We start from the raw sequence: 20367 nt of genomic DNA on the forward strand, positions 1-20367 counted from the left end.
ATTAGGTTTCACCACTCCAACGCTGCGCGGCGTGCTGATCGCTGGCACGCGCCTCAACCCATTGCTGCGTAATGCCGTTGTGCTCTTTCTTCCAAAACGGGGCGCGGGTTTTCAGGTAGTCCATGATAAAAGCACAGGCCTCGAACGCCGCTTGCCGATGCGCGCTGCTGACCCCAACAAACACGATTGGTGCGCTGGGCAATAACAGCCCAACACGGTGCACAATTTCCACCGTAAACAAGGGCCAGCGTGCGCGGGCCTCAGTCTCGATTGCTGCGAGGGCTTTTTCTGTCATGCCCGGGTAGTGTTCTAGAAACAGCCCATGCACAGCATGCGCTTCGTTGTAATCACGCACATAACCGACAAAGCTGACCACTGCCCCGACACCTTGATGACGACCGTGCATGGCATTGAGCAGCTCACCACCGTCGAACAGTTCGCCGCGCACCACAATACTCATTTCAACCTCCGGTCACAGGCGGAAAGAAGGCCACGTCGTCGCCGTCACTCAACGATTCATTGAGATTACACAGCTCTTGATTGCGCGCGCACATCAAGTTATTAGCAGCCAGCTCGACCCAACAACCGCCTCGCACAACCAACAGTTCGCGCAGCGCACCAATGGTCGTCAGCGCGGGTTGCCAGGCCAGCTGTTCGTGTTCTAAACCTAATTGTTCGCGGTAACGAGCAAAGTAATGAATGGTGAGCATGAGTGACTTCCTTAAATTGTTAGGGAGCCAGGCGTTCGCGGCTCCAGCCCGAATCTTGCTTTAGATAATTGATACGATCATGTAGGCGATCAGGGCGACCTTGCCAGAACTCGATCCGCTGCATCGATAGGCGATAACCACCCCAGTCCTGAGGACGGGCGGGGACGCTTTGCACGTGCTGCTGCTGAACCTGATCCATCCGTGATTCCAGCTCATCACGACTGGCAACAGGCTGACTCTGCGGACTGGCAATACACGCTAAACGGCTGAGCAATGGCCGGCTGTGAAAATAACGGTCCGATTCATCGGCGGTGACTCTTTCAATCACCCCCTCTACACGCACTTGACGCTCTAGTCCTGGCCAATGAAAGGTCGCGGCGGCATATGGGTTCAGCACGAAATCTACACCTTTGGCACTGCCATAGTGGCTGTAAAAGATCAGCCCCTCGGCCTCCAGTGCTTTAAGTAGAACCACTCGACCATGTGGCCGGCCATAGCCGTCAACGCTGGCTAAGAACATCGCATTGGCCTCCACAGGAGCCACCTCATACTCAATGGCCTGGAGTAACCAAGCCTGCAAAAGACTGACTGGCTCGTCACCTAATTGACTCTCTAAAAGAGCATCACACTGGTAATTGCGCCGCATATTTTGCAAGTACTCACTCATGACAATGGCTCCAGATTGACGGTGTGCCCATATCAACAGTTCGCCACATGCGCGTCTTGATGAAACTCAAGGTGCAGAAAAATCTCCGGAGGCGCCGCCACTTTTTTCAAGCAGACGCACAGACTCTATTTGCATGCCCCGATCCACTGCTTTGCACATGTCATAAATGGTCAGCGCGGCGATGCTGGCGGCGGCCAATGCCTCCATTTCCACCCCGGTCTGTCCGGTCAATTTGCAGCGCGCCCTAATGCGTACACAGTCATCGCCCTCAGCCTGTAACTCGACGTTGACACTGCTCAGCATTAGCGAATGGCATAAAGGGATCAGGTCTGCGGTTTTCTTGGCCGCCTGGATGCCGGCAATCCGCGCCACGGCAAATACATCGCCTTTGGGGTGACCGCCGGCGACGATCATCTGCAAGGTGGTCGGTAGCATGCGCACACGGGCTTCAGCCAAGGCGTCACGGGTGGTCGGTTGCTTGTCGGAGACGTCGACCATATTGGCGCGGCCCTGGGCATCAAGGTGAGTCAGCATTGTGGTTCCTCATGGGTCAGATCAGATTGAGACGACGCGCCAGTTTGCGCAGGTTGCTCGGGTCCATCTGCAAATCACGGGCAGCCGCAGCCCACTTACCCTGACAGCGCGTCAAAGTGGCGCTGATCAGCTCGCGCTGGAAATGCCCCATCGCTGTGTGCATTGCTTCGACGCAACTGGACAGCTGGACGGGCACCTGTTTTTGCCCACTGACAGGGGCGTTGTCCAGCCCCAGCCAGGGCACTTCGATGCTCAGCAGCGCGGTGCGTGATTGCGCCTGGCTGAGTACCTTGAGCGCTGCCCGACTGATCACATGCTCCAGCTCACGCACATTTCCGGGCCATTCGTAGTTCAGCAGTACGCGCTCTGCATCGCCGGACAGACGCAAACAGCGCAGACCAAGCCGGGCACGGTTGAGTTCCAGAAAGTGTCCCGCAAGCTCCAACACATCACGGCCGCGCTCACGCAGCGGCGGAATATGCACCGGGTATACTGAAAGACGGTGATAGAGGTCGGGACGGAAACGCCCTTCACGCACCTCCTCCCACAACCGTCGATTGGTAGCCGCAATAACCCGCACATCGACATGCCGCGGCTGGTCAGCACCTAAACGCTGGATCTCACCGTTTTGCAACGCTCTCAACAACTTGGCCTGAATAGACAGGGGCAGCTCGCCAATTTCATCGAGAAACAAAGTGCCGCCATTTGCGGCCTCAAAGCGGCCGGGACGATCTTGCCCCGCGCCAGAGAAGGCGCCGCGGGTATGTCCAAACAATTCACTTTCAGCTAGGGTTTCCGGCAACGCAGCGCAGTTCACATACACCAGCGGTTTGCGCGCACGGGGCGAATGCGCGTGTAGCCAACGGGCAAATAGCTCTTTGCCCACACCGGTTTCACCTTGTAGCAGCACGGGCAGGTCGGAGTCAGCTACTACACCCAACTCATCGAGCAGTTCGCGCAGCACCGCGCTGCTACCCAGAATCATCGACTGGGTGTCGCCGCTATCGTCCACATGCTCCCCCCGGGCCAGACGCAAACTACGCACTTCACCTTCCAACCGACTGACGCGCAAACTAGTTTCAAGCAGCCAGATGTAACTCTGCAAACGCTGGCGGGCATGGCTATTGAAGTGCCCGGGCTTGAGCGCATCAAATGTCACCGCGCCCCACAAACTGCCTTCCAAATAAAGGCTCATACCCATGCAATCATGCACCGGCAGGGGTTCATCGGGGTTGTCTGCGAACAAACCGTCAAAAGGGTCTGGAAGATCGCTGTCCGCTTCGAATTGTAAGGGTTCGCGCTGCGCCAGTATCTGCGCCAGACGAGGGTGGCGCGCAAGGCTAAAGCTGCGCCCAAGCACCTCATGGGCCAACCCCACCGCCGCCTGCGGGCGCAGGCTTTCTCCGTCCAAACGCATTAGCACTACGGCACTGCAGGCGAACTCTGCACGCAGGCAAGCGACCAAACGCTGCATGCGAATGGCCGGCGGTAATTCACTGGCCAGATCGGCCAACAGGCCACTCTGCAGCGGGGTCAAATTTACCATTTCAGGTACCGGGCACCTTGAAGATGCCTAGTAGATTAAACCTCTAATACCTGCAAACCTTTGATTTGCATCAAGCCTGAACTCGGCATGAGAGTTGCGATAGCACACTCAGTATTCAACCTGATAAGGAGTGCTTCATGACTGCTCAATTGCTCGACCATACCCTCGGCAGCCTAGCCAGCCGAATCCCCGGAGCCACACGGGTTTTTCACACCTTCCATCTCGACTTTTGCTGCGGAGGACAGAAAACTCTGCGTCAGGCCGCGCTGGAAAACGGCATCGATGCACTGCAGGTAGAAGATCAGCTGCTGGCCCTAAGCCCGGACGAGCCTCACCAACACGACTGGCATGAGGCTTCCAATGCGCAACTGATTGAGCACTTACTAGAGCGCTACCACGCAGCACATCGGCAGCAGTTACCAGAGCTAATCCGTCTGGCCGCAAGGGTCGAACAAGTGCACGGTGCTCGGGAACATTGTCCGCGCGGCTTGACTGATTTGCTGCTGAGCATGCAGCAGGAATTGGAAAGCCATATGCAAAAAGAAGAGCAGATTCTTTTCCCCATGATCAAACAGGGCGACCACCCATTAGTCGGCGGGCCTATTGCGGTTATGCGCTATGAACACAATCAACACGGTGACGCCCTGGAGAGCATCGTCATACTGACTGACAACATGCAACCACCCAGCGAAGCCTGTAACACCTGGCGTGCGCTGTATCGCGGCCTCCATGAACTGCGCGTTGACCTGATGCAGCACATTCACCTGGAAAACAACCTGCTGTTCCAACGAGCACTCGACGAGGAAGGTCTAAATCGCTAAATAGGCAACCTTTCCAGCTGAACGATCGTGTGGTTTGGCTGGAACGTTTTTAAGTATCCATCAGCGCGTCTGGGAAATCTCACAATACGCGCTAGGCTGTAATGAAGAGGTGTAAATAACAGACAAATCACGTTCATAACGGTGCGACGTCGATTTACAAAGACAATCCGCAACCTTGAGAGGTAAGTGAGATGAACAAGCTTCAAGAAGCCTTGAATGCACCCGGAGACACACCACTGTGGATAGCCTTCTGGCTTTATGGCGTGGCCATCAGCCATGTGCTGTTTGGCTCAATCATGCTGGCCTTCAACCAAGTGGCCACCCCGCAGTTTGGGGTATTGTTACTGGTATTTGTCGCTTACACCGCTTGGGTTTTGAATGTCGTTTGGCGCAATGCCGATAATGTCGGTGAACCTATATATGGTCAGATTGCCCGCTTTCTCACAGTGGCCTGGTCAATCAACGCGGTACTGGTTTCAGGGTTCCTGTTTCTCAGCCATTTGAACGCAGTCACCAAGCCGTTTCCCGCGTTGTTTTAAGCAACGGCTCGTGGATTTTTACATCACACTAACACCAAGGCCCGCTGACTGCGGGCCTTGTACATTCTGGCGGACGTGATACGCCTACCTGATAGTCACCAAGTAAGGATGGTCATTGCTTTGGCCAGAAAAATGATCAGGATCATTTGCGTAAGCACGCTCAAGTGAATCAAACGTGAGCGCGCTGGATTCATACGTCCAGTGCGCATCAGCCAAACCACCGCTAAAAAATGCCCAAGGATGCTCAATGCCAAGCATATTTTCAGGGTGAGCATGGTGGAAAAATTGCTGGCAAAAGGCTCTGCGAGCGCCGCGCGGTAGTTCCAGGCCAAAGCCAGCCCGGCGCCGTACAACGCCATGATCACCCAATGCATCACTCCACGCGCACGTTGCCCAAGGGCCTTGGATAATTGCTCCCGAGGCTCAGACGGCAATTCACGCGCAACGCGACTGAGGATCATCACCTCAAAAAATACGCCACCAATAAAGAACGCCGCAGCGCATAGGTGCACGAATTTAAGCAGTAGATACATCAGACACTTTCTCCTTAACCCGGATGACCATCAACCCGGGTGCGACACAGCATGGGTCCGTAGCAGTAAAGGTACTGCGCAAAAGCCAGGCTCCAGCACAACGCCGCCATCCACAAAGCCGGCTGGTAGGCAAACGACACCCCAACGACACGCGCCAGCGCGGCCAGGTTAAGCAGCACAAACGCTACGGCAAAGCCTTTGGGTAATGTCAGAGGACGCCCCGTGTGGCCCAACGAAACCCGCGCCAGCATCGCCAGAATCAGCCCGCCGACCGAACCCACCGTCAGTGCGTGCAGTGCCTGGCTGGCCGTTATCGGCGCGCCCCAATGCCACAATGCCAAGGCCACACAGCCAATCACTAGCCAGGTATACGCCAGATGCAATGACCACAACAGCGGCACGCCCAACAGACCGCGATCAAACCAGCGGTACAAGCGCACAGCATGACCAATGCCCAGCAACATCAGCAACACACCGGCCATTACAGACGGCATTGAAAACCAACCAAGACCGGCAAGCACACCCGCCACTACGCTGCCCAACAGCAACGACCAGTCCAGCCACGGCCAGGGTTGCACGGCTGTTGTACGCAGCAACCCTCGCTGAGTGAAGAACGGAATCACTCGGCCGCCGATCAGTGTCATCATCGCCACCACAAGCCATACCGCCGCCAGACTGCCCTGATGCTGCCAGGCATCGTTGTGCTGCAGCACGCCGAGCAGGGTTAGGGTGTCGGCAGCCGTCAACAACAGCAATACCGCAACGATCGGGTAATTGCGCTGTTGCCGAACGGCCCATAACAGGCGCGCCATGACCGCCGCTACGGCTAGCAAAAACAGCACATTCAGCGCCAGCAGCACCTCAGCCGAGGGCAGCCACCAGCTCAACCGCCCCAACAGCCAGAGCACGGCCAACAGCCCCAACGGCCTGCCCGAAATACTTGCCTGGCCGGTCCAGGTCTGCACGGCCGTTAGTAGAAAGCCACTAATAATGGCCCCGGCAAAACCGAACACCAGTTCATGCCGGTGCCAGGCCAACCAACCCGCCTGCGGCGCGGGGAAAGACGCACCACCAAGCCAGGCAACCACCCAGAGTGGAATAACCAGAGCAGCCAATACCACACCAAACAAAAAGAATGGCCGAAAGCCCAAACGTAACAAAGGCGTAATGGCCATGGCCCGGCGCTTATCAGTAACCTGCATAGGTGCTCCGATTATTGTGTCTGACGGGTTCAAGAGCTGCAGCCAACACTACCGGAGTATTTACATTGGTCAGCTGTGGATCATCTTCGGTACAAGGCAGCTCAACGGCTTGCAACTGCTGCCATAAATGAGCAGGGCTGCGCTCGCCTGCCGCCCAGGCAGCCTCCACTACCTTGCCTAGAGTACCCGGCAACACACACACCAAGGGCTGCAAAAACGCTCCCTGGCGTACCACCACGGGCCGTTCAGGATGCGCTCGAGATAAAGACTGCAGACCCACTAGCAAGGCCGTGCTGATTGCCGGCAAATCGCAAGGCACTACGAGCAGATGCGAACCACGCAGCGCCCTCAGTCCCTGCAAGATTCCCATCAAGGGGCCAGGGTAATCTTGCTGTGTATCGCCCAGAACACGCGTAGCAAATGCGGCGTAACGCGCCTGGTTACGGTTGCACGACACCAGCACTTCACACACCAACGGCTCAAGCCGTCGACAAACCTGTTCGGCCATAGACGTGCCATGCCAGTTCACCAGGCCCTTGTCGACTCCACCCATACGGCTGCCCCGACCTCCACTGAGCACCAGCCCTGAAAAGCTCACCTGCATGCCCCACACCTCATCTAATAGCATGCATCATGCGCTCACTCCGCATAACGACGCTTGATAAAGGTCAACTTCTAACGACTGCAACGCGGCCGATAACTCTCAGCTTTGTGTCAACTGCCGATACAGCTGCGGCAGGCGCAAAGGGAGTTGCTCGGGTTGGCGGATCAACGTGTAGCCATTGGCACCGAACATATAGGGCAGATAGTCCTCGGCTTTTTGGTCGATGGTGATGCAGAACGGCAATAAGCCCTGACGCCGCGCCTCCAGCACCGCTTCGCGGGTGTCCTCGACGCCATAACGACCTTCGTAGAGATCCAGATCGTTGGGTTTGCCATCGGTCACCAACAGCAGCAGTTTGCGCCGCTGCCTGCACGCACCGAGCAGCACAGTGGCCTCGCGTATGGCCGCGCCCATACGGGTGTAATAGCCGGGTTTGAGCGCCTGAATGCGTCCACGGGTGTTGTCGTCATAGCGCTGCTTAAAGGATTTTAGTTCGAGCATGCGCACCTGCTGACGGCGCAAGGATGAGAAGCCATAGAGGGCGAAATTGTCACCCAGAGTCGACAGGGTTTCACCGAACAGCAACAGACTGTCGCTGATCACCTCGACCACCCGGCGCTGGTCGTCCAGGTGAGCGTCGGTGGACATAGAAACGTCCGCCAGCAGCAGGCAGGCCAGGTCGCGCCGAGTTTGCCGCTGCTCCATAAACAAACCTCGTTCGACGCACTGACCATGCTGACGCTCGACATGAAAATCCAGCCAGGCCTGCATATCCAGCTCCGAGCCCTGGGGCTGCTGACGCAGCCACTGGCGATCGTTGCGCAGGTGCTCGAACTGACGACGCAAGCGCTTGGCTAGCGGTGCCAGACGCAAAGGCAGCGGCTGCGGCTCGCTGCCGCGCGGCACCATCATCTGCAGGTTGACGAAGTTTTCGCACAGGCTCTGCTTGCGATAGTCCCACTCCGGCAGTTTGATGCCCTCGCCCAAGGGAATGTCGTCGACATCCGCAGGCGGCAGGTCGAGGTGCAACTTGAGCCCGCCTCCCTTGCGCAGGCGTTGCTTGGACAAGGCCAATTCGTCGAGATCCTCGGCGACACGGGCAGCGTCCAGGTCTTCGCTGTCGTCCGTACAGCGATCCAGTTCGACATGCTCGGACCAACTGAACAGGTTCTCCAGGCGGAAGATCAGCAGGCCTCCCTTGCTGGTACTTTCCTCGACCCGCTTGGCACGCTTGGGACCACCCTGGCTTTCACCCGGAGGGGTCAGCAGGTTGCCCTCGCTTTCTTCGCCCAGTTCACAGGCCTGGGGTTCGCCGAGGTTTTGCGCCGGGTACAGCCACAGCGGCAACGGCCAGGGGGCCAGTTCGCTACGGGGAAAATGCTCGACACTGCCCGGTTCGCGCAGGGCCTGACAAAGTGCAATCTCCAGCTCGGCCTCATCCTTGGCCAACGAAACGGGATCCGGGCGCAATTGAAGGTGGGCTTCGACCAACCGCTGGTAGCGCGGGCGCATGGCCGGGTAGGTTTCCAGCAGTTGCAGGGTCCAGCGCTGGTTGTCCCGCGCCCAGTGGCGCATCTCCCCCGCTTGCGCGGCCAGCAGCGCCAGCCAGCGATAGAGATCCTGATTCAGCGCGACCTCAGGGTAGACTGCCAGACTAGGTGGCAGGCGAAGATTATTGGCATCACACCAGGCCACAGACATTTGCTTGCAGGTACCTGCCACCTGCTGCAACAGGTTGCGCCGCAACAGCAGGTCGCGCGCGCTGGCGGCTGCCACGCCGACTCCGCTGGCGCCACCCATGGCTCGAAATAGCAATGCCAAAGGCCGTTGCATACTGGCTAATTCAACCCGCGCCTCGGGAAAGTCAGGGCTGGCACGCCGGGTAATAAAGCGGTGCCAAACGCTGCCTACCCACTCTTCCACTTCGATGGTAAAAGCCATCTGGTTCACCTTGCTCGCTGTGCTCCGTGCCAAAGGCCCGCAGCCAAATGCAAAAACGGCCCGCTGTACCAGCCGGGCCGAGATCTATCTAGCGACCTGCCACATCGCTCAAGTCGAAACGGCTAGCGCAGCTTCGTCACGGGCTGTGGCACGGCCGCGCTGCTTGAAGCTGAACAGGTAGCAGAGCAAACCGATCAAAAAGACCACTCCGGCAGCCAGACGCAACCAGAAGAACACGGCCATCTGATCCACGGTGTTCATAAACGACAGCGCGGTGCCATCCGTGGGCCAACGTTGCAACTGAATCTGCACCACGCCTGCAGCGGTAAGGAACAGGGTGATCGCCACCATCGACAGGGTCATCAGCCAGAATCCCCAAATTTCGACAGTTTGCGCCCGCGCGTCCGGTGCCTCACCAAGGCCGCGCAAACGTGGCATGGCGTAGCTGATCATGGTCATCACGATCATCGCGTAGGCCCCGTAGAACGCCAGGTGACCATGGGCTGCGGTAAGTTGCGAGCCGTGGGTGTAATAGTTCACCGGTGCCAAAGTATGCAGGAAGCCCCACACGCCCGCGCCGAGGAACGCTGTCACGGTAGTGCCCTTTGCCCACAGGGTGGCAGCACGATTCGGGTGTTGCCGACGCCGATTACCGACCATGGTGAAAGCGAACAACACCATGGCGAAGAAAGGTATCGGCTCCATCGCAGAGAAGATCGAGCCGACCCACAGCCAGACCTCGGGCGCACCTATCCAGAAGAAGTGGTGACCGGTACCGAGGATACCGGTGATCAGAGCCATGGCGATGATCACGTACAGCCATTTCTCGACCACTTCACGGTCCACACCAGTGACCTTTATCAACACGAAGGCGAGCATCGCACCCATGATCAACTCCCACACCCCTTCCACCCACAGGTGCACCACGAACCACCAGTAGTACTTGTCGCGCGCCAGGTTTTCCGGGTTATAGAAAGCGAACAGGAAGAACACAGCCAAACCGATCAGTCCGGTCATCATGACCATGCTGACAGTGGTTTTTCGACCTTTGAGCAGGGTCATGCCGATGTTGTAGAGGAAGCCCAGGGCTACCACCACGATGCCGATTTTAGTGATGGTCGGTTGCTCGAGGAACTCACGGCCCATGGTCGGCAATAGATCGTTGCCGGTCATTTTGGCCAGGCCCGCATAAGGCACGAACAGGTAGCCGAGAATGGTCAGCACACCGGCGGCAGCGAACACCCAGAATAGGATCATCGCCAGCATCGGGCTGTGTAGCTCGCGGTCCGCCTCCTCGGGAATCAGGTAGTAGGCAGCGCCCATAAAGCCGAATAGCAGCCATACGATCAGCAGGTTGGTATGGACCATCCGCGCCACATTGAAGGGGATCAATGGGAACAGGAAGTCGCCGACCACATACTGCAGACCCATGATCAGACCGAATAGTATCTGCCCGAGGAATAGCATCAGGGCGAACACAAAGTACGGCTTGGCCACTGCTTGCGATTGGAATTTGAGATGCGGGTTCATGATGGTCATCTCTCAGCCCTCCTTGTTTGGCGGCCAGTCGTTGGTATCGATCTTCGAAGTCCACTTAAGGAACTCCGCCATATCGTCCACTTCTTGCTCGCTAAGGTTGAATTGCGGCATCGCTCGGCGGCCCGGAATGCCCAGGGGTTGCGCCTTCATCCAGGCATGCAGAAACGGCTTGAAGGCCGCATCCTCGCCACGCCGGGTGAACACATTGCCCAGTTCGGGCGCGAAGTAGGCACCCTCGCCCAGCAGGCTGTGGCAGCCGATGCAGTTGTTGTTTTCCCAGACCGCTTTGCCGCGCACCACCGACTCGTTCATCTCTGACTCGTTGCTGCGTTCTGGAAAGGTCTGCTCTGTGTGATAGGTCAGGGCCAGAAATACCAGGAAGAAGAACACGCTCCCTCCAAAGTAAATATTCCTGGCCATGCTCTTGGTGAAGGTCTCTGACATGGTCGCTTCCTCTTTGCTTGACGTGACCATTCTAGAAAGCCTGCTAACGAAACCCGCTTGATGGCAATCAAGAAAATCCGATGGTTATGCTCAGGTATAACGACGGGGTTGAGGAGGAGGGATTGATATCTAGCAGGACAAGGCAGCCGTGCATTCAGGGCACTATGTGCTATGAGGGTAGAAGTGGTCCGTGGACGCGATGAGCTGCATGGCTATGCGCTCACGCCATACCCCCCCCAGTGAGACGTAGCCCAGATGCAATCCAGGCTACAAAGAGACACTTAAGGCCAGCAACACACCCGCGGCCATCACCACCGGCCAACTCAGTATCAACCAGCGCCACATTGGCGGCGCATGACGCAACTCCATAAAACCGTCTGCAATCAGCCAGGCCTTGCCCAGGGCTGCGAGTAATACCGCGCAGACCATCAGCAGGGTCGCCCCGGCACTGCCCAGCTGTACGCTGGCAAACGACAGTACGGCCAGGCCCAGCCAGCAGGCGATCAGGGTAGTCGAAGCGGACATGGCGACCTCCTCGGTCAATTGAGCACATAGACCAGCGGAAACAACAGCACCCAAACTAGATCGACCATATGCCAATAGAGCACGCCGGATTCCAGTGCGCTGCAATTGCCCGGCCCATAAGCACCCTGTCGGCAACGCTCGGCTAGCCAGCTGAGGATCACCAAACCGAGCAGTACATGGACGAAGTGAAAACCGGTGAGAATCCAGTACAGGGTAAAGAAGGTGTTGTGCTCCATGCCTAGGCCGCTATTAGCCAGATGGCTGTACTCGCCGAGCTTCAACCACACATAGACGCTGGCCGACAGCAACGCCGCCAGCAGCAACCAGGCCCCCCGCCGTGCCTGAGCCTGGCGCACTTGCTCCTGGGCCAGCGCGGCGAACAGTCCGGAGGTCAGCAGGCTCAGGGTCAAGGCCAGGCCGGTGGAGCTGTCAAGAAACTGCCGGCCGTCATGGAACAACTGCGGCTGTAATGCTTGGGCCACCGCGAAGGTGAGGAGCAGCAAGGCAAAAACCGTCAGCTCGGCAAGGATAAAGAACCACATCGCCAGGTCACCCGGCAGATGGCGCGTAGGGCTAGCGTCTGGACGCAGGGTCAGTTCAAGCGAAGTGGACATCGACCACGTCCATCAGCGCGGCGACGGTCTGCGGATCGTCCGACAGCGGCTCGGCCAGACAGGCCAGGCAGGCCTCGCGCGGGCTCATGCCGGAGCCGATCATACGTGCGGTAAAAATCAGCAGGCGGGTCGAGGCCACCTCCTCCAGATCATGCTGCTCCAGCCGGCGCAGAGCCTGCCCGAGCTTGACCACCTGCGCGGCCAGCTCGGGCCCGACCCGCGCTTCATTGGCGACGATGCGTTCTTCCTCGGCAACCGGCGGATAGCCGAAACGCAGGGCAACGAAGCGCTGGCGAGTGCTAGGTTTCATACCCTTAAGCAGGTTTTGGTAGCCAGGGTTGTAGGACACCACCAGCATAAACCCCGGCGGCGCGCGCAATACCTCGCCGGTGCGCTCCAGATACAGCTCGCGGCGATCGTCGGCCAGCGGGTGCAGCACCACAGCGGTGTCCTGGCGCGCCTCGACCACCTCGTCCAGGTAGCAGATGCCGCCCTCGCGCACGGCACGAGTAAGCGGCCCGTCCTGCCACCAAGTGCCCTGCGCACCAATCAAGTGGCGCCCTACCAAATCGGCGGCGCTTAGGTCGTCATGGCAGGCAACGGTATAAAGCGGTAGGTTCAGGCGGTGCGCCATGTACTGCACGAAGCGGGTCTTGCCGCAACCGGTCGGGCCCTTGATCAGTACCGGCATGCCGTGCTGCCAGGCCTGTTCGAACAGCACCTGCTCATTACCCAGGGGTTGGTAGAACGGCGCATCCAACACAGCAGCCGTTTCGACGAGTTTCACAGGCGCATTCACAGTCAGTACCTCACCGCGGTGATTAATCATGCCTGCACGCTACCTGCGACCTACTTCGGCCCTCAAGCCGCGCGCGGGCAACTCTTGATTCTGGTCAAGCCCATCGGCAATCGGCCTGAGTATGCTGCCCCTAGCGTTGAATGAAGTGGTCGGATATAGCCGAATCACCTCTCAACCAGGCAATGACTACTGTCAGCCCTCGTATCCGAACCCTTTACGATCAGCATGGGTCCATACCTATAACCGTAGAGATCCGTGCTCACGCAGAGAGGCTCAGGCAGCACCCAGAAGAAGACGCTCAACAGTAACTGCAGCGAAATTGGCAGGGCTCATACCCTGCTCTTCAATAGCCTTGAGGAAATAATCACCATGAAGAAAATTCTGCTCCCCTTGCTCGTTCTGGGGGCTGCGCTGAGTGTGCAGCCTGCCTTCGCCACTGACGCCGAAGCGCTGTTCAAGAGCAAGCCCTGTGCTGCCTGCCACAACATCGACATGAAAATGGTTGGCCCGGCGCTGAAAGAAGTCGCAGCGAAATACGCAGGAACCGAAGGTGCCGTCGAATTGCTGGCCGGACGCATTAAGAACGGCACCCAGGGCAACTGGGGCCCGATGCCGATGCCGGCTAACCCGGTCACCGATGAAGAAGCGAAGATCCTCGCCGAGTGGGTACTGAGCCTCAAATGATCCACCGCAGGACGCCAGGTTGCTGGTGTCCTGCATCTTCCTTCTTCGATTGAACCCTACTGCCGCCGCCAGCTTGCCGGCAAACCAATTCAGCAATCATCAGCGGGCTGACACCTCTATGCTTTGTTGCGCGACGGGTCCTGAGCAAAGCTTCGCATTCCCCCTGCCGCGCCTTGCGGTTGCCAACGTCATAGCGACCGCCTAGCGGTAGCACTCAAGCCAGCGAACGCCCTGTCTCGAATTGCGCCACCACGGCCTCGACGATGCGCATAACCTCGAGATTAGCCTCCTCCATCCGTCCGAGATGCTCGAGCGAGGCCTCCAGTTCCAGCTGTTGGTAGGCATCGAGGGCCGCCTGACCTTGCGCATGCACAGCAGTATGTGGCCGTTCGATTTGTCCGAAACAGTCGAGCTTCTGCAGATCGCGGTTGCCCTCGCCGTAGTACCAGCGGCCGAAGCGGCATTCGCGCTCGCTCGGTAGCGGTGCCGCGTCCCGACTGCTACCGAGCACCTGGTTGTAGACCACGACCTTGAGTGACAGCTCATCCAGGTTGGCCAGCTCGATGCCGGCGCGAAAGGCTGAAGCCTCAATGCCCTGGCGCATGCTACTGGCCAGCAGGCGAAGGGATTGCATCGCGCTCACCGCCTGCTCGGTAGTGTTGCTGAAGCCTTTGGCGAGAGAGCCCTGCGTCTGAATGTAATGATGAACGTTACTGATTTCCGCCTGCACCTCAGCGATCTTGCGCCCAATGTCGCCAGTAGCCAGAGCCGTCTTTTCCGCAAGTTGACGCACTTCCCCGGCGACCACCGCAAAGCCGCGGCCGGCCTCACCAGCACGGGCTGCTTCGATGGCCGCGTTCAGTGCCAGTAGATTGGTTTGGCTGGCGATGCCACTGATCAAGTCGACTATGCCGTTGATCTCCTGCGAACGTTCAGCCAAGGTGTCGACCTTGCTCGAGGCCTCGCTCAAGCCACGTTCCATGTCTGCGGCCTTGCCCTGCAGCTCGCTGAAATCCCTCTGGTTGCTCAAGGCTGCGCTGGCCACTTGCTCGGCTCGGGTCTGATTTTCTGACAATTGTCCGGCAAGGTACTCGAACGAATCGCCGAGCTGGGCTACCGAGGTGCTGAAGCGGATCAGATGGCCGGACACACCGCGGTAGTAGTCGAGCTGTCGCTGGCTCTGCACATTGGCCGCCTGCTCCTGCGCCAGCGCCTGCTTGAGTGCCTCGATCCGCTCTACCTGCGATGCCTGTTCTGCCTGCGCGCGCCGCTGCTGTTCAATCAAACCGAGGGCGGTTTTTTTCCATTTGAACCACATATCCACCTCATTCGCCTCGGAGTTGTAAAAATTTCAAGCGCCACCTCAAGGCCGTCTTCAAGCATTCGCAGCAAGGCGCGCCAGAGGAAAAGCAGAGGAGTTTGGTGAGTTCAATGGCATCGCTTTCACGGACTGCAACACCGCTGAGCACATTTGCCGGCAGCCGTAGTAGGTGAGCGTTTTTTCCCAGCCGCTCAACCCAATGTATACCCGTTGTCGACCACCCAGTCCTGGCCATAGACGCCGCGCGCGCCGGCCGATAACTGGAACAGGATCACGCTGGCGACCGCCGCAGCATCGAGAAAGTGTCCTGGCAGCAAGCGCTGAGTGACGCTGTCCGCGACCGCGCCCAATTGCTCGTCGTTAAGCCCCAAACTGCCCCAGAGTGCAGTTGCCGTGGGACCAGGAGAGACTAAATTGATACGCACACCGATAGGTGCAAACTCAACCGCAAGGGTCCGCGCCTGAGCGCTGAGTGCCGCCTTGCTGGCAATGTAGGCTGCTAAGCCGGGAAAGGTAGAACGGGTTAAAAAACTACTGATGAACACCACCGAACTTTGGGCTGCCAGCGTATGGCGCAGCGCAGCCAAGGTATTCAATGCCCCTGCGCCATTGACCGCCCACTGTCTATCGAATGCTGCCAGGTCGAAGCTCTCGGCCAACTCGGCGACACCTGCATTGGGCACCAAATAATCTACTTGCCCTAGTTCTGCTGCGCGTTGCCCTAGGCTCGTCAAATCCTTAATCGAAGTGACATCCCCCGCCTGCCAGAACAGGAGACCGGGATAGCTCGCCTGCAGGCTCTGTAGCGCTCCAAGACTGCGCGACATTGCCACCACTCTGGTGCCGTATTGCAGCAAGGCAGCACATAAAGCAAAACCAATACCTGAACTGGCCCCTGTTACAACAGCCAGACGATCCTGAAACTCGGTTCTCATCAGCTACTCCGATACTTGGCAAGACCGAACGACAAGGCCGCCCATCCGTACGGCAAGGCATCAACCGCCGTTACAGTCTTTTTACAGGTAGCACGGGCTTTAGCGACTTGACCGCAATCAGCTTTGTGCTTTAGAGGTGCGCAAAGGGTCTGACTCGGTTTTGTTCGTGGATGTGCTAGGACCGTCCACAGTCATAACGGCCTTTTAAGCAACGCAATCCTCCAGGCAAAACGAATTCCCGACAGTCGATGATGGACTAGAGTGCATCCGGAATTCGCAGGTGGTCGGTGTACGCAGCCATATACCTAACCAGGCTACTGCAATGGCTGTTTGTTCGATTCAGGCGACTGCAGCGGATCATCACCACTCATCGATTTGCGAAAGCCAGTGATTGCACCGCCAATATCAGAGCCCAAATTACGTAAGCGCTTACTGCCGAAAAGCATGATCACAATCAGCAGAACGATCAGGAGTTGCCAAATGCTTATACCCATGGTGATTTTCTCTTTTTGAATAGTGGAACGTGCTCAATGCGGACTCATATGCTGCATTCCCGCAGCTTGTTGGAGCACGTCCTGGTTCATCTCGCCGAAGCGCAATACGCGAGCGCCGTGAATTGCGGCCAGCTTCTTCGCTGCTTGTTGATCACCAAACGAGGCGATAACCGCGCCCATAGCACCTTTCAACCCACTATCGCCTAGGTCGACCACGTAAAAAGCCTTGGTGGCATCAATCAAGTGGCTGTCGTCCGGCTTGAGCCATTCGCCTCGCCCCATATCGTGTACATACAGCCTGGCTGCACCAATACGGTTCTCCGGTTGCAACCACCAACCAAGCATTTCGGCAGCAGAGCAAAACTTCTTAACCGAAGCGCCATCCACCGCCTCGCCCTTGGGGCCCGGAAAGTCGGTGATGATCATGCCGCACACATGGCATTCATCCGAGCTGTGGAATGCCACCGGCCCCAGATTCTGTTTTTGTTCTACCGGCTCCCCACAGGCCGCCAGAAACAGACCGAACAGCAAAACCAGCAGGGTTCGAGACGTATCTAAGAACGCATTTCTCATTTTTCTTTCTCCATATCTGTAACAAGACTCGCAACTACATATCGCCCCCATCAGGCGCGATGCAGCGCCCATAGCAATCCATGCGTAATTACGATGCACGTAAAAAGTCACGTCGGTCGACGCAGAAAGACCCAATGAGCCAGAGTCAACGGCACGCCAACCCACATCAACAGGCACACCCACAGCAACTGGCCGTCTACGGGTAGATCACCACCCAGGGCCATTACACCCAAGGCATTACCATTGCCTTCGAAGCCGGACAGGTTGATCAGTCGGTAGACATCGGCCGGGTTGAGCAGCAATAGCCAGGGCAGCAAATCGGGGTTGAACTTACCCTCGCTCAGTACCAGCAACGCCAGCAGCGCGAGATCGAACACGAGTACGAAGAGGAACCACAGCCCCAGGGCCAGCCCGGCGGCGCTGGATTTTTCACTGACCTTGCTGCTCAGCACATAGGCCATGGCCAGAAACACCCAACCGAGCAAGGTCGAGGACAACATAAAGCGGCCGAACGCCCAGGCCAGCAGACCCAGTTCGATATCCTCGACCAACACGGCGATGGCCAGGGCCGCACAGCCGAAGCCGATCAGGGTGGCCAGAGCCAAGATCAGACCATGGCCGACGAATTTGCCCAGCAGTAACTGGCCGCGACCTAGGGGATAGGTCAGCAACAGCATCAGGGTGCCGCCCTCGTCCTCGCCGACGATGGCGTCGTAGGCAAGCAGCAACGCGATCAGCGGCACCAGAAAGGTCGCCAGGCTGGCCAAGCTGGCGATGGTCGCCGGGATCGAAGTAAAGCCCAGTTGCCCGGACGCCGCCGCGCCAAGCCAGGCAATGCCCACCGCCAGCACCGCGAACAGCAGGCTGATGGCGAGTAACCAGCGATTGCGCAGGCCGTCGCTTAGTTCCTTGCGGGCGATATTCCAGACCTGGCTCATACCGCACCTTCCCGGGCCTGTGTGCTCTGGGCCTGATCCATGTAATGGCGGTACAGATCTTCCAACGACGGCTGGTGGATATCGATGTCCTGAGCACCGCCTTCGCCGAGCAGTTCGCGCAGCAAATCAAGCTTATGGCCATTGATCGCCACCACTTCGATGCCATCAATGCCGACCGAGCGGGCTTGGTGCCCGCCAGCACGCCAGCGTTGCAACAACTGTGCACTCTGTTTCAGCCCACTGGCGCGGATCAGCGCCGGCAAGCCGGCGTCTTCGCGCAAGCTGGCCAGGCTGCCGACCGCTTGCAAACGACCATGGGAGAGAATCGCTGCGCGATTGATATGCGCCTCGACCCCCGGCAACACATGGGAGCAGAGAATGATGCTGGTGCCCTGCTGACGCAGACGATCGACCAGTTGGTAGAGATCCTGGGTGGCGATGGGATCGAGGCCGACCGTGGGTTCGTCGAGTAGCAGTAGACGCGGCGCGCCAAGCAACGCCTGGGCCAGACCGAGACGCTGGCGCATGCCCTTGGAGTAGGTCTTGACCCGACGCTCCATGGCCGGAGCCAGGCCGACCTGTTCCAGCAACTCGTCCACCTGGCTTAGTGGCGCGCCCTTAAGTCGGGCGAAGTGCCGCAGGGTTTCGCGGCCGCTGAGTTGCGCATAGAAGGTCACGTTCTCCGGCAAATAACCGAGTTGCTGGCGCACCAGCGAATCCTTCGGGTTGCGCCCAAGCACCTGCACCGTGCCGCTGCTGGCCTGCAGCAGGCCGAGAATCAACTTCATGGTGGTGGTTTTACCCGCACCGTTATGGCCGAACAGGCCCAGCACTTCGCCCTCACCTAGGCTCAGGGTCAGATCGTGCAGCACAGTCATGCTGCCGTACTGCTGGCTGACGCCTTTGATTTCGACGGCATTCATGGCGTTGGCTCCTGGCGGTTTTTCAGCAGATCGACCGTGGGCAATTGCATCAGTGGATGGCTGTCCTGCACGCCCGGGGATTTCATCACCGGAAAAGTGCGTTGTACCCAGCGCAGCAGTTCGATGCTTGGGCTATTCATCAGCAGACGCACCTGTGGGTAGAGCCACAGCAGGCGGTCGACGTTGTCGTTGGGTTCGTAGGCGACATCGCCCAGACCGTCATCGTTGCGGTCCCAGCCGAGGTAATCGCTCCAGTAATTGCCGCGCCCATCCACCGACCATTCCTGGGTACGCACCGCGACATATTTGACCTGTTGCTGGTTGTCGACGAAGGCGTTACCGGCGATACGGTTATCCTCGGAGCCCGCGGTCAGGTGAATGCCAAGGGCGCTGCGTTCGAAGTGGTTGTGCTCGATGCTGTTGAACAGCGAGTTGTAGATAAATAGCGCCTTACCTTCGGCGCCGGAGATCATGCTGTCGCTGGTCGAGCCGCTGCGCACATCGCTGACGAAGTTGTCACGGATAGTCGAATAGGTGATGTAGTTCATCAGAATGCCGTAGTTCTCGTCCTGCTCTGAGCGATTGCCGGTCACCGTCAGCTTGCGACTCTGCATCAGGGCATAGCCGGTACGGGTGCGGCGGGTGGTGTTGCCGAGCACCTGGTTGTCGTTGGAAAACATGTAATGCACCCCGTAACGCAGGTCCTCCAGGGTGTTGCCTTCGAGGAGGTTACCGTTGGAGGTGTCGATATAGATGCCGTCACGGGTATCGCGCACCTGGTTACCGATAACCTTGGCACCGCGCACCCCGTACAGGTGAATACCATTGCCGCGATCCTGCGAACGGATGCTGGCATCGCCCTGGATGCTGTTGCCGATCAGGCTGACGTCCGACGTGCCATCGACCCAGATGCCAAAGCCCGGGCCCTGCATGCGGTTGTTTTTGATCAGTGCGCCGCTGGCCTTGGGCTGGATAAATATGGCGGCGTTCATGGCAGTCATATCGCGGCCCCAGTCGAGCAGCGTGCAGCCTTCGACGGTCACCTCGGGCGCGCTGATGATCAGGCCGTTGCCCTTCCCCTGGCCCTGTAGCACGGCACCAGGCTCGCAAAGAATATGCATCGACTGATCGATACTGAACGATCCCTGATACTCGCCAGCGGGTAACCGCCAGCGCTGGCCACCCTCGGCCTGCAGCGGCAAAACGGTGATGGGTTGCGGTGCCGCCTGGGCTGCGCCGCAGAGAATAAGCAGCGACAGCGCAGCGGCGTAAAGCGAAAAGATTGCCTGAGGTCTGAGCACTGCGCTTACCTTGATTCGCGAACCGCATAGGGCTCGCGAACTAAATGGGGGCCTTAGCCCGGATGCAATCCGAGGGCTTTGGCCTTCCCGGACTCCATCCGGGCTAAGGGGTTACCTAGATCGGTCCCCTCGCTCCTCTGAGGAGAGGGTAAGGAGGGACCCGGCCAGGGTGAGGGGCTG

Annotated in this window: 24 protein-coding genes and 1 pseudogene; 3 read left to right on the plus strand and 22 right to left on the minus strand. The window is 58.3% G+C overall.

The features are described from left to right. Nucleotide 1: 1 nt before the first annotated feature. From moaE to norR, 5 genes are all read right to left on the minus strand, one after another. Nucleotides 2-460, minus strand: a complete 459-nt coding sequence (moaE, locus tag BLO50_RS14305) for a molybdopterin synthase catalytic subunit MoaE (protein ID WP_090253947.1) — start codon at nt 458-460, stop codon at nt 2-4. 1 nt (nt 461) lies between these two features. Then, nucleotides 462-710, minus strand: a complete 249-nt coding sequence (moaD, locus tag BLO50_RS14310) for a molybdopterin converting factor subunit 1 (RefSeq protein ID WP_090253949.1) — start codon at nt 708-710, stop codon at nt 462-464. A 19-nt stretch (nt 711-729) separates the two neighbouring features. Beyond that, nucleotides 730-1377: a pyridoxamine 5'-phosphate oxidase gene (gene pdxH / locus BLO50_RS14315; RefSeq protein ID WP_090253951.1), complete on the minus strand. Its 648-nt coding sequence runs from the start codon at nt 1375-1377 to the stop codon at nt 730-732. A gap of 66 nt (nt 1378-1443) precedes the next feature. Next, nucleotides 1444-1911 (minus strand): cyclic pyranopterin monophosphate synthase MoaC, encoded by a 468-nt coding sequence (moaC, locus tag BLO50_RS14320; protein WP_090253952.1) that lies wholly within the window; start codon nt 1909-1911, stop codon nt 1444-1446. A 16-nt stretch (nt 1912-1927) separates the two neighbouring features. Next, entirely contained in the window at nt 1928-3457 is a 1530-nt protein-coding gene (gene norR, locus BLO50_RS14325) for a nitric oxide reductase transcriptional regulator NorR (RefSeq protein ID WP_090253954.1), read from the minus strand. 137 nt (nt 3458-3594) lie between these two features. Between norR and ytfE the strand changes: the two genes are divergently transcribed. Continuing rightward, a complete protein-coding gene (ytfE, locus tag BLO50_RS14330; protein ID WP_090253955.1) occupies nt 3595-4278 on the plus strand; it encodes an iron-sulfur cluster repair protein YtfE in 684 nt (227 codons plus the stop codon). 191 nt (nt 4279-4469) lie between these two features. Next, a complete protein-coding gene (locus tag BLO50_RS14335; RefSeq protein WP_090253957.1) occupies nt 4470-4817 on the plus strand; it encodes a hypothetical protein in 348 nt (115 codons plus the stop codon). 95 nt (nt 4818-4912) lie between these two features. Here the strand turns inward: BLO50_RS14335 and BLO50_RS14340 are convergent, their stop codons facing one another. The 9 genes from BLO50_RS14340 to BLO50_RS14380 form a co-directional block, all read right to left on the minus strand. Continuing rightward, on the minus strand, nt 4913-5353 hold the full coding sequence (locus BLO50_RS14340) for a CopD family copper resistance protein (protein WP_090253959.1): 441 nt from the start codon (nt 5351-5353) through the stop codon (nt 4913-4915). An 11-nt stretch (nt 5354-5364) separates the two neighbouring features. Continuing rightward, on the minus strand, nt 5365-6552 hold the full coding sequence (locus tag BLO50_RS14345; protein ID WP_090253961.1) for an NnrS family protein: 1188 nt from the start codon (nt 6550-6552) through the stop codon (nt 5365-5367). Continuing rightward, the gene (gene mobA, locus BLO50_RS14350) at nt 6539-7156 is read right to left on the minus strand and encodes a molybdenum cofactor guanylyltransferase MobA (RefSeq protein WP_090254134.1); all 618 of its coding nucleotides are present in this window, start codon (nt 7154-7156) and stop codon (nt 6539-6541) included. The genes BLO50_RS14345 and mobA overlap by 14 nt, the downstream gene beginning before the upstream one ends. Nucleotides 7157-7255: 99 nt before the next feature. After that, entirely contained in the window at nt 7256-9097 is a 1842-nt protein-coding gene (locus tag BLO50_RS14355) for a nitric oxide reductase activation protein NorD (protein ID WP_090253963.1), read from the minus strand. A gap of 108 nt (nt 9098-9205) precedes the next feature. After that, the gene (locus tag BLO50_RS14360; RefSeq protein ID WP_090253964.1) at nt 9206-10636 is read right to left on the minus strand and encodes a cbb3-type cytochrome c oxidase subunit I; all 1431 of its coding nucleotides are present in this window, start codon (nt 10634-10636) and stop codon (nt 9206-9208) included. Nucleotides 10637-10639: 3 nt separating this feature from the next. Next, entirely contained in the window at nt 10640-11080 is a 441-nt protein-coding gene (locus tag BLO50_RS14365) for a c-type cytochrome (protein WP_090253967.1), read from the minus strand. Nucleotides 11081-11347: 267 nt separating this feature from the next. After that, a complete protein-coding gene (locus BLO50_RS14370; RefSeq protein ID WP_090253968.1) occupies nt 11348-11605 on the minus strand; it encodes a cytochrome C oxidase subunit IV family protein in 258 nt (85 codons plus the stop codon). 14 nt (nt 11606-11619) lie between these two features. After that, on the minus strand, nt 11620-12219 hold the full coding sequence (locus BLO50_RS14375; RefSeq protein ID WP_090253970.1) for a cytochrome c oxidase subunit 3: 600 nt from the start codon (nt 12217-12219) through the stop codon (nt 11620-11622). Further along, nucleotides 12203-12982, minus strand: a complete 780-nt coding sequence (locus BLO50_RS14380; protein ID WP_167354469.1) for a CbbQ/NirQ/NorQ/GpvN family protein — start codon at nt 12980-12982, stop codon at nt 12203-12205. Before BLO50_RS14380 ends, BLO50_RS14375 begins: the two co-directional genes overlap by 17 nt. A gap of 405 nt (nt 12983-13387) precedes the next feature. Here BLO50_RS14380 and BLO50_RS14385 point away from each other — a divergent pair, with 405 nt between their 5' ends. After that, nucleotides 13388-13702, plus strand: coding sequence for a c-type cytochrome (locus BLO50_RS14385; RefSeq protein ID WP_090253972.1), 315 nt, complete (start codon nt 13388-13390; stop codon nt 13700-13702). 214 nt (nt 13703-13916) lie between these two features. Here the strand turns inward: BLO50_RS14385 and BLO50_RS22350 are convergent, their stop codons facing one another. The 8 genes and pseudogenes from BLO50_RS22350 to BLO50_RS14420 all read right to left on the minus strand — a co-directional run bounded on the left by BLO50_RS22350 (nt 13917) and on the right by BLO50_RS14420 (nt 20169). Further along, nucleotides 13917-14336, minus strand: coding sequence for a CZB domain-containing protein (locus tag BLO50_RS22350; RefSeq protein WP_414628383.1), 420 nt, complete (start codon nt 14334-14336; stop codon nt 13917-13919). 48 nt (nt 14337-14384) lie between these two features. Further along, nucleotides 14385-14642, minus strand: a pseudogene (locus BLO50_RS22355) (methyl-accepting chemotaxis protein); the annotation flags it as partial. Nucleotides 14643-15214: 572 nt separating this feature from the next. Continuing rightward, on the minus strand, nt 15215-15958 hold the full coding sequence (locus BLO50_RS14395; RefSeq protein ID WP_090253975.1) for an SDR family NAD(P)-dependent oxidoreductase: 744 nt from the start codon (nt 15956-15958) through the stop codon (nt 15215-15217). A 314-nt stretch (nt 15959-16272) separates the two neighbouring features. Next, a complete protein-coding gene (gene tatA, locus BLO50_RS14400) occupies nt 16273-16452 on the minus strand; it encodes a twin-arginine translocase TatA/TatE family subunit (RefSeq protein ID WP_090253977.1) in 180 nt (59 codons plus the stop codon). Nucleotides 16453-16485: 33 nt separating this feature from the next. Then, nucleotides 16486-17025: a nitrous oxide reductase accessory protein NosL gene (locus tag BLO50_RS14405; RefSeq protein ID WP_090253979.1), complete on the minus strand. Its 540-nt coding sequence runs from the start codon at nt 17023-17025 to the stop codon at nt 16486-16488. A gap of 107 nt (nt 17026-17132) precedes the next feature. Further along, a complete protein-coding gene (locus BLO50_RS14410; RefSeq protein ID WP_090253981.1) occupies nt 17133-17963 on the minus strand; it encodes an ABC transporter permease in 831 nt (276 codons plus the stop codon). Further along, the gene (locus tag BLO50_RS14415) at nt 17960-18886 is read right to left on the minus strand and encodes an ABC transporter ATP-binding protein (RefSeq protein WP_090253983.1); all 927 of its coding nucleotides are present in this window, start codon (nt 18884-18886) and stop codon (nt 17960-17962) included. The genes BLO50_RS14410 and BLO50_RS14415 overlap by 4 nt, the downstream gene beginning before the upstream one ends. Further along, nucleotides 18883-20169 (minus strand): nitrous oxide reductase family maturation protein NosD, encoded by a 1287-nt coding sequence (locus tag BLO50_RS14420; RefSeq protein WP_420875472.1) that lies wholly within the window; start codon nt 20167-20169, stop codon nt 18883-18885. Before BLO50_RS14420 ends, BLO50_RS14415 begins: the two co-directional genes overlap by 4 nt. Nucleotides 20170-20367 lie beyond the last annotated feature (198 nt).

Source organism: Pseudomonas peli (assembly GCF_900099645.1).
Classification (GTDB): Bacteria; Pseudomonadota; Gammaproteobacteria; order Pseudomonadales; family Pseudomonadaceae; genus Aquipseudomonas; species Aquipseudomonas peli.

What these genes read in the sequence shown, in the direction of transcription:
- moaE (WP_090253947.1), bottom strand. Translation starts at nt 460, where the DNA reads ATGAGTATTGTGGTGCGCGGCGAACTGTTCGACGGTGGTGAGCTGCTC.
- moaD (WP_090253949.1), bottom strand. Translation starts at nt 710, where the DNA reads ATGCTCACCATTCATTACTTTGCTCGTTACCGCGAACAATTAGGTTTA.
- pdxH (WP_090253951.1), bottom strand. Translation starts at nt 1,377, where the DNA reads ATGAGTGAGTACTTGCAAAATATGCGGCGCAATTACCAGTGTGATGCT.
- moaC (WP_090253952.1), bottom strand. Translation starts at nt 1,911, where the DNA reads ATGCTGACTCACCTTGATGCCCAGGGCCGCGCCAATATGGTCGACGTC.
- norR (WP_090253954.1), bottom strand. Translation starts at nt 3,457, where the DNA reads ATGGTAAATTTGACCCCGCTGCAGAGTGGCCTGTTGGCCGATCTGGCC.
- ytfE (WP_090253955.1), top strand. Translation starts at nt 3,595, where the DNA reads ATGACTGCTCAATTGCTCGACCATACCCTCGGCAGCCTAGCCAGCCGA.
- BLO50_RS14335 (WP_090253957.1), top strand. Translation starts at nt 4,470, where the DNA reads ATGAACAAGCTTCAAGAAGCCTTGAATGCACCCGGAGACACACCACTG.
- BLO50_RS14345 (WP_090253961.1), bottom strand. Translation starts at nt 6,552, where the DNA reads ATGCAGGTTACTGATAAGCGCCGGGCCATGGCCATTACGCCTTTGTTA.
- mobA (WP_090254134.1), bottom strand. Translation starts at nt 7,156, where the DNA reads ATGCAGGTGAGCTTTTCAGGGCTGGTGCTCAGTGGAGGTCGGGGCAGC.
- BLO50_RS14355 (WP_090253963.1), bottom strand. Translation starts at nt 9,097, where the DNA reads ATGGCTTTTACCATCGAAGTGGAAGAGTGGGTAGGCAGCGTTTGGCAC.
- BLO50_RS14360 (WP_090253964.1), bottom strand. Translation starts at nt 10,636, where the DNA reads ATGACCATCATGAACCCGCATCTCAAATTCCAATCGCAAGCAGTGGCC.
- BLO50_RS14365 (WP_090253967.1), bottom strand. Translation starts at nt 11,080, where the DNA reads ATGTCAGAGACCTTCACCAAGAGCATGGCCAGGAATATTTACTTTGGA.
- BLO50_RS14370 (WP_090253968.1), bottom strand. Translation starts at nt 11,605, where the DNA reads ATGTCCGCTTCGACTACCCTGATCGCCTGCTGGCTGGGCCTGGCCGTA.
- BLO50_RS14375 (WP_090253970.1), bottom strand. Translation starts at nt 12,219, where the DNA reads ATGTCCACTTCGCTTGAACTGACCCTGCGTCCAGACGCTAGCCCTACG.
- BLO50_RS14385 (WP_090253972.1), top strand. Translation starts at nt 13,388, where the DNA reads ATGAAGAAAATTCTGCTCCCCTTGCTCGTTCTGGGGGCTGCGCTGAGT.
- BLO50_RS22350 (WP_414628383.1), bottom strand. Translation starts at nt 14,336, where the DNA reads ATGCAATCCCTTCGCCTGCTGGCCAGTAGCATGCGCCAGGGCATTGAG.
- BLO50_RS14395 (WP_090253975.1), bottom strand. Translation starts at nt 15,958, where the DNA reads ATGAGAACCGAGTTTCAGGATCGTCTGGCTGTTGTAACAGGGGCCAGT.
- tatA (WP_090253977.1), bottom strand. Translation starts at nt 16,452, where the DNA reads ATGGGTATAAGCATTTGGCAACTCCTGATCGTTCTGCTGATTGTGATC.
- BLO50_RS14405 (WP_090253979.1), bottom strand. Translation starts at nt 17,025, where the DNA reads ATGAGAAATGCGTTCTTAGATACGTCTCGAACCCTGCTGGTTTTGCTG.
- BLO50_RS14410 (WP_090253981.1), bottom strand. Translation starts at nt 17,963, where the DNA reads ATGAGCCAGGTCTGGAATATCGCCCGCAAGGAACTAAGCGACGGCCTG.
- BLO50_RS14415 (WP_090253983.1), bottom strand. Translation starts at nt 18,886, where the DNA reads ATGAATGCCGTCGAAATCAAAGGCGTCAGCCAGCAGTACGGCAGCATG.